This is a genomic window from Lutibacter sp. A64 (assembly GCF_022429565.1).
GTDB lineage: Bacteria > Bacteroidota > Bacteroidia > Flavobacteriales > Flavobacteriaceae > Lutibacter.
The window spans coordinates 2,335,995-2,350,040 of the sequence record NZ_CP092487.1 but is presented as its reverse complement, the minus strand read 5'-3'; the positions used below and the strand labels follow the sequence as shown (position 1 = coordinate 2,350,040).

The following is a 14,046-nucleotide window of genomic DNA, read 5'->3' as shown; positions in this document are numbered from 1 at the left end:
GAGCCAACAGAAACCTATACTGTAACTTTAAGTGGAATTACAGGAGGTTTAGTAACAGTTTCAGATGATACTGCAATTGGAACTATTACAGATAATGATGCTGCAAGTGTTGAAATTGATGATGTAAGTGTAGATGAAGGAGATGGTACAGCAGTATTTACGGTAACCTTAATAGGTCATATTCAAGATGCATTAACAGTAGATTACACAACAAATGATGGTACAGGAGCAAATCCTGCAAACCAACCATTCGATTATACATTAACTACTGGAACGGTAACTTTCCTAGCAGGTTCAGTTACAGCTGCAACTCAAACAATCCCAGTACCTATTATTGACAATGCAATAACAGAACCTTTAAACGAGTATTATACAGTTGATTTAAGTAATATAGTTTCAACAGGGACAGCAACCATTGATGATGCTCAAGGACTAGGAACTATAAAGGACGACGATCCTTTAAATGAAATTACATTAACAGGTTTTACAAAAACAGAAACAAATGGTAATGTAAACCATAATTTTGTAGCTACTTTAGATCGCCTAGCTCAAGAGCCAGTTGTTATTTCGTTTACAACAACTAATGGAACTGCAGGAGCAACAGATTTTACAGCACAAAAAGATGTTGAATATACAATTCCTGGTGATACAATATCTATAAATATTCCTATTGAAATCTTAGGAGATTTAATTACGGAACCACAAGAAACGTTTACAGGTGAAATTGCATTAGTAAATGCAAATGATCAACAAATCACTATTGGTACAGCTACTGCAACAAGTACTATTAATGATGATGATAATGCAGTTATTTCAATTGCAGGATTTACTGTAGATGAAGATGCTGGAACAGCAGATTTTACAATAACTTCTAGTTTAGAAATTCAAAATGAAGTGACAGTTATATTTTCAACATCAGATGGTTCTGCACATTCAAGTTCAGATTATGATGCTATTCCTTCAGACACATTAACTTTTGGAGGTTCAAAATCTAACCCACAAACAGTTCCAGTAACTATTACAGATGATGAGATTGCTGAGCCAACAGAATTATTTAGTGGTATTTTAAGTTCATTAGTAACTAACAGTCAAAATGTAACTTTAAATAATGGACCAATTTCAACAGGAATTGGAAATATTATAGATAATGATGAGGTTACTTTAACTATTGATGATGTTACAAAAGAAGAAGTTGATGGAGGAGCAACAGTAGATTATGTATTTACAGTAACACATAATGGAAAATCTACCGATGGTCCATTCTCTGTAAACTACACAACTGCTAATATTGATGCCTTAGCTGGTTCAGATTATATTTACCAAACGGATACTATCACTTTTAGTGGTACAACAGGAGAAATACAAACCATAACAATAGTTGTTAATGGCGATGATATTTTAGAACCAACAGAAACCTTTACAGTTAATTTAAGTGAAAATGACTTTGGCGGAAGATTAATAACTTTCTCAGATGCTAGTGGTTTAGGTACAATTACCGATAATGATGAAACAACGGTAAATATTACAGCAAATAAAGCAACAGCAAGTGAGCCAAGTACAGACGGACAGTTTACGGTAAGTATGGGCTTAGCATCTTCAACTGAAACTGTAATCAGTTATACAATTTCAGGGGATGCAACTTCAGCAACAGATTATGCTACTTTAACCGGAACCGTAACAATTCCAGCAGGAAGTACATCAGCAACAATAGATGTTTTAGTTGTAGATAATGATATTTTAGAGGCAAGTGAAACAGTGATTGTTACTTTAGACGCTATTACTTCTGGTGATGCAGATATTTCAGTAGGAACAACAAATGAAGCCACAGTTACTATAGATGATGAAGATACGGCATTAGTAAGCATTGCAGCAACAGATGCAACAGCGAGTGAGCCAAGTGATAATGGTGAGTTTACAATAAGTATCAGTAATGCCAGTGATGTTGATACGGATGTAAGTTACACCGTAACCGGTACAGCAGATGCAACGGATGATTATACAGCCTTAACAGGAACAGCAACGATTCCAGCAGGACAAACATCTGTAACTATAGCAGTAGATGTTAAAGAAGATAGTATTTTAGAAGCAAGTGAAACAGTGATTGCAACTTTAAATACGATTTCTTCAGGAGATGCAGATGCATCTATTGATGGTGCAAATGCTACAGCTACAGTAACTATTTCAGATAATGATGCAGCTTCCTTAGCAATAGAAGATATAACAATTACTGAAGGAGTAGATGCCGTATTTACGGTAACTTTAACTGGAAACGTTCAGGGCGGATTTACTATTAATTATGCAACCGCAGATGGGTCAGCTATTGAACCAGGTGATTATGATGCTAAAACAGGAACGCTTATTTTTACAGGAACAGATACAGAATCTAAAACAATTACCATTTCAACAAATGATGATAGTTATTTAGAAGCGGTAGAAAATTTTGTACTGAATTTAAGTGCTATTAGTAATGCTTTAGTTACATATGATAGTCAAGCAATAGCAATATTAAATGATAATGATGCAGCATCTTTAACAGTTTCAAATGTTACTGTTGATGAAGGTGATAATGCAGAATTTACAGTAGTTTTAACAGGAAATGTTCAAGGAGGCGTAAGTATAGATTATACAACCGCAGATGATTCAGCCATTGCTTTAGATGATTTAGATTATTCAACAACTTCAGGGCCATTGAATTTTACAGGAACAGCATCAGAATCTTTCACGATTACAGTTCCTACTACAGAAAATGCTATTGCGGAACCAATAGAAAGTTTTTATTTAAACTTCTCAAATAGTAGTAATGCATTAGTTACTTACGATGCACAAGCCATTGGAACAATTACGGATGATGATGCGTATACAATAAGTATTGCCGATAATTCAATAGTAGAGACCGAGAGTGCTCAGAAAATGAATTTACAAGTTACAATGAATGGAGTAGCTCAAGAAAATGTTGTGTTAAGTTTTTCTACAACCGCAGATTCAGCAACAGCAACAACTGATTTTATTGCTCAAAGTGGAACTACTTATACCATACCAGCAGGAAGTACAACTGTTGCTATTCCAGTAGATATATTAGGAGATTTAATATTAGAACCAACAGAAACTTTTAAAGGAATAATTACTTTAAGTGATTCAAATGGCCAAGCAATAACGATTTCAGAAGGAAAAGGAGAGGCTACAGGAACAATTACCGATAATGATTCAGCAAGTGTATCTATAGCCGATGTAAGTGTAGATGAAGCAGCAGACACAGCAACATATACGGTAACTTTAACAGGAAATGTACAAGAAGCATTTAGTGTTGATTATGTAACAAGTAATGGAACCGCAATTGCAGGAGAAGATTATACAGCGACTAGTGGAACGTTAGACTTCCTAGCAAACTCAGTAAGTGGAACAAGAAAAACGTTCACCGTAACAATTACAGATGATAGTGTTTTAGAACTAACAGAGACTTATAAAGTAACCTTAAGTGATATTACTGGAGGATTGGTAACAATATCAAATGCAGAGGCAATAGGAGAGATTACCGATAATGATGCAGCAAGTGTAACGATTGCCGATATTTCACAAAAAGAAGATAATGGAGACATAACAGTAACCGCTACGTTAAGCGCTGCAGTTCAAGGCGGCTTTACAGTAAATGTAACTACAGCCGATGGCACAGCAATGACATCAGATAGTGATTACACAGCAGTAATCAATCAAACGTTAACCTTTGCAGGAACCGCAGGTGAGACACAGACCTTTACAGTAACACCAACTGCAGATGCTATTTTAGAGTCAGATGAGACCTTAACAGTTTCAATGGATAATTTAACAGCAACAACATTGCCAGTAGACATTACAGACACTGCCACGGTAACAATCACCAATGATGATGCAGCAACGGTAACGATTGCAGATATAAGTGGATTAGAAAATGGAGGAGCTATTACAGTAACCGCTACGTTAAGCGCTGCAGTTCAAGGCGGCTTTACAGTAAATGTAACTACAGCCGATGGCACAGCAATGACATCAGATAGTGATTACACAGCAGTAACCAATCAAATGTTAACCTTTGCAGGAACAGCAGGTGAGACACAGACCTTTACAGTAACACCAACTGCCGATGCTATTTTAGAATCAGATGAGACCTTAACAGTTTCAATGGATAATTTAACAGCAACAACATTGCCAGTAGACATTACAGACACTGCCACGGTAACAATCACCAATGATGATGCAGCAACGGTAACGATTGCAGATATAAGTGGATTAGAAAATGGAGGAGCTATTACAGTAACCGCTACGTTAAGCGCTGCAGTTCAAGGCGGCTTTACAGTAAATGTAACTACAGCCGATGGCACAGCAATGACATCAGATAGTGATTACACAGCAGTAATCAATCAAACGTTAACCTTTGCAGGAACCGCAGGTGAGACACAGACCTTTACAGTAACACCAACTGCCGATGCTATTTTAGAATCAGATGAGACCTTAACGGTTTCAATGGATAATTTAACAGCAACAACATTGCCAGTAGATATTACAGATGAAGCTACGGTAACAATCACCAATGATGATGCAGCAACGGTAACGATTGCAGATATAAGTGGATTAGAAAATGGAGGAGCTATTACCGTAACCGCTACGTTAAGCGCTGCAGTTCAAGGCGGCTTCACAGTAAATGTAACTACAGCCGATGGCACAGCAACACTAGCAAATAGTGATTACACAGCAGTAATCAATCAAACGTTAACCTTTGCAGGAACCGCAGGTGAGACACAGACCTTTACAGTAACACCAACTGCCGATGCTATTTTAGAATCAGATGAGACCTTAACAGTTTCAATGGATAATTTAACAGCAACAACATTGCCAGTAGATATCACAGATGAAGCTACGGTAACAATCACCAATGATGACGCAGCAACGGTAACGATTGCCGATATTTCACAAAAAGAAGATAATGGAGACATCACAGTAACAGCTACGTTAAGCGCTGCAGTTCAAGGCGGCTTCACAGTAAATGTAACTACAGCCGATGGCACAGCAATGACATCAGATAGTGATTACACAGCAGTAACCAATCAAACGTTAACCTTTGCAGGAACCGCAGGTGAGACACAGACCTTTACAGTAACACCAACTGCCGATGCTATTTTAGAATCAGATGAGACCTTAACAGTTTCAATGGATAATTTAACAGCAACAACATTGCCAGTAGACATTACAGACACTGCCACGGTAACAATCACCAATGATGACGCAGCAACGGTAACGATTGCCGATATTTCACAAAAAGAAGATAATGGAGACATCACAGTAACAGCTACATTAGATGCTGCAGTTCAAGGAGGCTTTACAGTAGATGTAACTACAGCCGATGGCACAGCAACACTAGCAAATAGTGATTACACAGCAGTAACCAATCAAACGTTAACCTTTGCAGGAACCGCAGGTGAGACACAGACCTTTACAGTAACACCAACTGCCGATGCTATTTTAGAATCAGATGAGACCTTAACGGTTTCAATGGATAATTTAACAGCAACAACATTGCCAGTAGATATTACAGATGAAGCTACGGTAACAATCACCAATGATGATGCAGCAACGGTAACGATTGCAGATATAAGTGGATTAGAAAATGGAGGAGCTATTACCGTAACCGCTACGTTAAGCGCTGCAGTTCAAGGCGGCTTCACAGTAAATGTAACTACAGCCGATGGCACAGCAACACTAGCAAATAGTGATTACACAGCAGTAATCAATCAAACGTTAACCTTTGCAGGAACCGCAGGTGAGACACAGACCTTTACAGTAACACCAACTGCCGATGCTATTTTAGAGTCAGATGAGACCTTAACAGTTTCAATGGATAATTTAACAGCAACAACATTGCCAGTAGACATTACAGATGATGCCACGGTAACAATCACCAATGATGATGCAGCAACGGTAACGATTGCAGATATAAGTGGATTAGAAAATGGAGGAGCTATTACCGTAACCGCTACGTTAAGCGCTGCAGTTCAAGGCGGCTTCACAGTAAATGTAACTACAGCCGATGGCACAGCAATGACATCAGATAGTGATTACACAGCAGTAACCAATCAAACGTTAACTTTCGAAGGAACCGCAGGTGAGACACAGACCTTTACAGTAACACCAACTGCCGATGCTATTTTAGAGTCAGATGAGACCTTAACAGTTTCAATGGATAATTTAACAGCAACAACATTGCCAGTAGATATTACAGATGAAGCCACGGTAACAATCACCAATGATGATGCAGCAACGGTAACGATTGCAGATATAAGTGGATTAGAAAATGGAGGAGCTATTACCGTAACCGCTACGTTAAGCGCTGCAGTTCAAGGCGGCTTCACAGTAAATGTAACTACAGCCGATGGCACAGCAATGACATCAGATAGTGATTACACAGCAGTAACCAATCAAACGTTAACCTTTGCAGGAACCGCAGGTGAGACACAGACCTTTACAGTAACACCAACTGCCGATGCTATTTTAGAGTCAGATGAGACCTTAACGGTTTCAATGGATAATTTAACAGCAACAACATTGCCAGTAGACATTACAGACACTGCCACGGTAACAATCACCAATGATGATGCAGCAACGGTAACGATTGCAGATATAAGTGGATTAGAAAATGGAGGAGCTATTACAGTAACCGCTACGTTAAGCGCTGCAGTTCAAGGCGGCTTCACAGTAAATGTAACTACAGCCGATGGCACAGCAATGACATCAGATAGTGATTACACAGCAGTAATCAATCAAACGTTAACCTTTGCAGGAACCGCAGGTGAGACACAGACCTTTACAGTAACACCAACTGCCGATGCTATTTTAGAATCAGATGAGACCTTAACAGTTTCAATGGATAATTTAACAGCAACAACATTGCCAGTAGATATTACAGATGAAGCCACGGTAACAATCACCAATGATGATGCAGCAACGGTAACGATTGCAGATATAAGTGGATTAGAAAATGGAGGAGCTATTACCGTAACCGCTACGTTAAGCGCTGCAGTTCAAGGCGGCTTCACAGTAAATGTAACTACAGCCGATGGCACAGCAACACTAGCAAATAGTGATTACACAGCAGTAATCAATCAAACGTTAACCTTTGCAGGAACCGCAGGTGAGACACAGACCTTTACAGTAACACCAACTGCCGATGCTATTTTAGAGTCAGATGAGACCTTAACAGTTTCAATGGATAATTTAACAGCAACAACATTGCCAGTAGACATTACAGATGATGCCACGGTAACAATCACCAATGATGATGCAGCAACGGTAACGATTGCAGATATAAGTGGATTAGAAAATGGAGGAGCTATTACCGTAACCGCTACGTTAAGCGCTGCAGTTCAAGGCGGCTTCACAGTAAATGTAACTACAGCCGATGGCACAGCAACACTAGCAAATAGTGATTACACAGCAGTAATCAATCAAACGTTAACCTTTGCAGGAACCGCAGGTGAGACACAGACCTTTACAGTAACACCAACTGCCGATGCTATTTTAGAATCAGATGAGACCTTAACGGTTTCAATGGATAATTTAACAGCAACAACATTGCCAGTAGATATTACAGATGAAGCTACGGTAACAATCACCAATGATGATGCAGCAACGGTAACGATTGCCGATATTTCACAAAAAGAAGATAATGGAGACATCACAGTAACCGCTACGTTAAGCGCTGCAGTTCAAGGCGGCTTTACAGTAAATGTAACTACAGCCGATGGCACAGCAATGACATCAGATAGTGATTACACAGCAGTAACCAATCAAACGTTAACTTTCGAAGGAACAGCAGGTGAGACACAGACCTTTACAGTAACACCAACTGCCGATGCTATTTTAGAGTCAGATGAGACCTTAACAGTTTCAATGGATAATTTAACAGCAACAACATTGCCAGTAGACATTACAGACACTGCCACGGTAACAATCACCAATGATGATGCAGCAACGGTAACGATTGCAGATATAAGTGGATTAGAAAATGGAGGAGCTATTACAGTAACCGCTACGTTAAGCGCTGCAGTTCAAGGCGGCTTCACAGTAAATGTAACTACAGCCGATGGCACAGCAATGACATCAGATAGTGATTACACAGCAGTAACCAATCAAACGTTAACCTTTGCAGGAACCGCAGGTGAGACACAGACCTTTACAGTAACACCAACTGCAGATGCTATTTTAGAATCAGATGAGACCTTAACAGTTTCAATGGATAATTTAACAGCAACAACATTGCCAGTAGACATTACAGACACTGCCACGGTAACAATCACCAATGATGACGCAGCAACGGTAACGATTGCCGATATAAGTGGATTAGAAAATGGAGGAGCTATTACAGTAACCGCTACGTTAAGCGCTGCAGTTCAAGGCGGCTTCACAGTAAATGTAACTACAGCCGATGGCACAGCAACACTAGCAAATAGTGATTACACAGCAGTAATCAATCAAACGTTAACCTTTGCAGGAACCGCAGGTGAGACACAGACCTTTACAGTAACACCAACTGCCGATGCTATTTTAGAATCAGATGAGACCTTAACGGTTTCAATGGATAATTTAACAGCAACAACATTGCCAGTAGACATTACAGACACTGCCACGGTAACAATCACCAATGATGATGCAGCAACGGTAACGATTGCAGATATAAGTGGATTAGAAAATGGAGGAGCTATTACAGTAACCGCTACGTTAAGCGCTGCAGTTCAAGGCGGCTTTACAGTAAATGTAACTACAGCCGATGGCACAGCAATGACATCAGATAGTGATTACACAGCAGTAACCAATCAAACGTTAACCTTTGCAGGAACAGCAGGTGAGACACAGACCTTTACAGTAACACCAACTGCAGATGCTATTTTAGAGTCAGATGAGACCTTAACAGTTTCAATGGATAATTTAACAGCAACAACATTGCCAGTAGACATTACAGATGATGCCACGGTAACAATCACCAATGATGATGCAGCAACGGTAACGATTGCAGATATAAGTGGATTAGAAAATGGAGGAGCTATTACAGTAACCGCTACGTTAAGCGCTGCAGTTCAAGGCGGCTTCACAGTAAATGTAACTACAGCCGATGGCACAGCAACACTAGCAAATAGTGATTACACAGCAGTAATCAATCAAACGTTAACCTTTGCAGGAACCGCAGGTGAGACACAGACCTTTACAGTAACACCAACTGCAGATGCTATTTTAGAATCAGATGAGACCTTAACAGTTTCAATGGATAATTTAACAGCAACAACATTGCCAGTAGACATTACAGACACTGCCACGGTAACAATCACCAATGATGACGCAGCAACGGTAACGATTGCCGATATAAGTGGATTAGAAAATGGAGGAGCTATTACAGTAACCGCTACGTTAAGCGCTGCAGTTCAAGGCGGCTTCACAGTAAATGTAACTACAGCCGATGGCACAGCAACACTAGCAAATAGTGATTACACAGCAGTAATCAATCAAACGTTAACCTTTGCAGGAACCGCAGGTGAGACACAGACCTTTACAGTAACACCAACTGCCGATGCTATTTTAGAGTCAGATGAGACCTTAACGGTTTCAATGAATAACCTAGCAGCAACAAGTTTAGCAGTAGACATTATAGATGATGCCACGGTAACAATTCTAAATGATGATTCAGCAAGTGTATCTATAGCCGATGTAAGTGTAGATGAAGCTGCAGGGTTAGCAACATACATAGTAACCTTAACAGGAAATGTACAAGATAGCTTTACGGTAAACTATGCAACAAACGATGCAACGGCAGTTGCAGGAGAAGATTATATAGCGACTAGTGGAACGTTAGACTTCCCTGCAAACTCAGCAAATGGAACAATAAAAATCTTCACGGTAGCTATAAGTGATGACAGTCAATTAGAACCAACTGAAACGTACACAGTGACGTTAAGTGATATTACAGGATTGACAACAATTTCAGATGCAGAGGCTATAGGAACGATTACCGATAATGATGAAGCAAGTGTATCGATTGCCAATGTAAGTGTAAATGAAGGAGCAGGCACAGCAACGTTTACGGTAACCTTGACAGGAAATGTACAAGATCCATTTAGTGTTGATTATGTAACAAGTGACAATGCAAGTGCGTTGGCAAGTGTAGATTATACAGCGACTAGTGGAACACTTAATTTCCCATCAGATTCAGAGACAGGCGATGTACAAACGTTTACGGTCTCAATCACCGATGATAGTTTTGTAGAATCAATAGAAACTTACACGGTAACCTTAAGTGATATTACAGGTTTAGCTACCATTTCAGATGGAACAGCAATTGGAACTATCATAGACAATGATTCCTCGGTAGTAAGTATAGCAGCAACAACTCAGGCTAGTGAACCAAATAACAATGGACTGTTTACTTTAACAATGACCAATGCAGTAAGTACTGCAACAGTAATTAGTTACAATGTAGCAGGAACAGCAACGGCGGATACAGATTATACAGCCTTAACAGGAAGTGTGATAATACCAGCAGGCGCAACAACAGTAACTATCCCAGTGACTGTAATTGATGATGCAATTGTAGAGACTGGTGGAGAAACAGTTGTTGTAACCTTAACAGAAACAGATAACGCAGTAAATTTAGGAACTATAGCAGCTACAGTAACAATCAGTGATAATAACGCTTCAAAAATTAGTATTGCAGCAACAACTCAGGCAAGTGAACCAAACAGTAATGGACTGTTCATTTTAACACTGACCAATGCAGTAAGTACCGATACAGAAGTAACATTTACAGTAGCAGGAACAGCGACAGAGTCCATAGATTATGCAGCGATAGGCACAACAGTAATAATACCAGCAAATACTAAAACAATTACAATACCAGTAACGGTGATTGATGATAACTTGGTAGAGACAGGTGGAGAGACAGTTGTTGTAACCTTAACAGGAACTGACACAGCAGTAACATTAGATACTACAGTAGCAACAGTAACAATTAGTGATAATGATGCATCAGAAGTAAGTATTGCAGCAACAACTCAGGCAGGTGAACCTAGATTTGATGGCTTGTTCACTTTAACAATGACCAATGCACTAAGTACTGATACTGAAGTAACATTTACAGTAGCAGGAACAGCGACAGAGTCCATAGATTATGCAGCGATAGGCACTACAGTAATAATACCAGCAAATACTAAAACAATTACAATTCCAGTAACGGTGATTGATGATAATTTAGTAGAGACTGGAGGAGAAACAGTTGTTATTACGATGACAGGAACAAGTACTGCAGTTACTTTAGGAACAACAGTAGCAACGGTAACATTAGGAGATGATGATGCTTCAATGGTTAGTATTGCAGCAACGGATCAAGCAAGTGAACCAAGCAGTAATGGACTGTTTACTTTAACACTGAGTGAAGCTGTTAATATTGCTACTGAAGTTAGCTATACCGTAACAGGAACAGCAAACGAAGGAATAGATTACGAAGCCTTATTAGGAACGGTTATAATACCAGCAGGCGAGACATCAGTAACCATTCCAGTAGTAGTTATTGATGACAGTTTAGTAGAAACCGGTGGAGAAACTGTAGTAGTAACATTAACAGAAACAAGTTCAGCAGTTAGCGTTAATGCATCTAAAGACCAGGCAATAATCACCATTGGAGATGATGATACTTCAGAAGTAAGTATTGCAGCAACAACTCAGGCAAGTGAACCAAACAGCAATGGACTGTTCACTTTGACAATGACCAATGCAGTAAGTACCGATACCGAAGTTAGTTATACCGTAGCAGGAAGCGCTACTGCAGGAACAGATTATGGAACTTTAACAGGAACTGTAACAATACCAGCAGGAAGTACTTCAGCTACTATTCCAGTAAGGATAATAGACGATACTATTGTTGAGAGTGGAGAGACGGTAATAGTAACGCTTAATTCAACAGATACTTTAGTAAGCTTAGGTATAGATGAAGCAACAGTAACAATTAGTGATGATGATTCAGTAACAATTGATATTAATAATGTATCAGTTATAGAAGGAGATAGTGGAACTACCATTTTTGAATTTGAAGTTAAATTATCAAATAGTTCAAATTTAATAACTACTGTAGATTACAGAACGCTTGATGGTACTGCTACTGTTTTAGATAATGATTATGTAGCACATTCTACAACAACATTAACATTTTTACCAGGTGAAACTGTTAAGACAATAACTGTTGTTGTGAACACTGATAATGTTGAAGAATTAGACGAAGTATTTACTATTGAATTAAGTAATTTAATTACAAATGGTAATGCTATTACATTAAGAAATAACATAGGAGTTGGAACAATTATTAATGATGATTATTCACCTATTTTAACGGATGTAATTATTTCAGGAACAGAAGATATTACAGTTCAGTTTACAAATGGTGATTTTATAACATCATTTAGCGATGCTGATGGAGATGCGTTATATAGTATAACAATAGTTAGTTTACCTGAAAATGGAGTTCTATATCTTGATACTATTGAAGTAAATATTGGAGATATTATACTTGCGGGAGATATTAATAATTTAGAGTTTGTTCCAAATCCAAATTGGAATGGGGAAACTAGTTTTGATTATAATGCATCTGATGGAGTAAATTCTGTCTCAACTAATGAGCAAGTTGTTATTACAATTGGAATTATTAATGATTTACCAATAGCAAATGATGACTTTGTTACTACAGAACAAAATACTTCTATTGTAGATGGTTTAACTGCAGAAAATGATCTTCCTAGTGAAGATGGTGGTAATGTATGGAGTTTGGTTGGAGAAAATGGAGGAGCTCAACATGGAACTGTATCAATGAATTCAGAAGGAGTTTATACATATATTCCTGATGTTTATTTCTTTGGAACAGATAGTTTTGTGTATTCAATAACCGATGTTGATGGTGATACTTCAAATGCGGTTGTAACTATTACTGTAGAAGTTACTTTAAACGCATCAATTGAATTAATTAAAACTGCTACTGTACAAGGAGATGGAATGGTTGGTGATATTATTACGTATACATTTACTATTACTAATACTGGAAATGTTACTTTAAATGATATTACTTTAAATGATGTTTTAATTTCTGAAACTTCAATAGCTGAAATTGGAATGTTAGAACCTAATAAAACTGCTAGCGTAAATGCTTATTACACAATTACACAAGCTGATGTTGATGCAGGAAGTGTAACTAATTCAGCAACTGCTTTTGGTGTAGATGTTTTAGGTAATGAGATTTCAGATATTTCAGATAATGGAATTATAAATGATGGTAATGATAATCCAACAATAACCTCGTTAGAGCAAAAACCTGAAATTTCAATAATTAAAACAGGTGTATTTAACGATGATAATTCAGATGGATATGCTCAAGCTGGAGAAACTATCACCTATAGTTTTGTAGTTACAAATACGGGTAATGTAGCACTTTCTGATGTAATAGTTGAAGACCCATTACCAGGTGTTGTTGTATTTGGAAATCCAATAACTCTAGAAGCAGGTGAATTTGATGATGAAACATTTACAGCGACTTATAAAATTACCCAAGACGATATTAATTTGGGAAGCGTAATAAATCAGGCATTTGTTACAGCAATTAGTCCTAAAGGAATTGTTGTTGGAGATTCGTCAGATGATATAGATAATTATGGTGATAATCCTACTGTATTAGCAATTTCAGGGTGTGTAATTGAAGTGTTTAATGCGGTTTCACCTAATGATGATGGTGATAATGATGTATTTTATATTAGAGGTTTAGAATGTTATTCAGATAATAGAGTAGAGATTTACAACCGTTGGGGAGGTTTGGTATTTGCACGTGATAATTACAATAATACCGATAGAGCTTTTAAAGGAATTTCTGAAGGTAAATTAACTGTAAGTCAATCTAAAGAATTACCTGATGGATCTTATTTTTATATATTAAAATATAAAGATGCAGGCGGTAATGCACATCAAAAAGCAGGTTATTTGTATATAAATAGAAGATAG

General features: G+C 38.1%; 1 protein-coding gene (cut by a window edge). It reads left to right on the top strand.

Annotation, left to right across the window (positions count from 1 at the left end; translation table 11 throughout):
• Positions 1 to 14,046 carry the 3' portion of a Calx-beta domain-containing protein gene (locus MKD41_RS09585; protein WP_240242076.1) on the top strand. 16,182 nt of this gene lie to the left of the window's left edge, so 14,046 of the gene's 30,228 nt are visible here — the last part of the coding sequence; its start codon lies off the left edge, out of view; it ends in the stop codon at positions 14,044 to 14,046.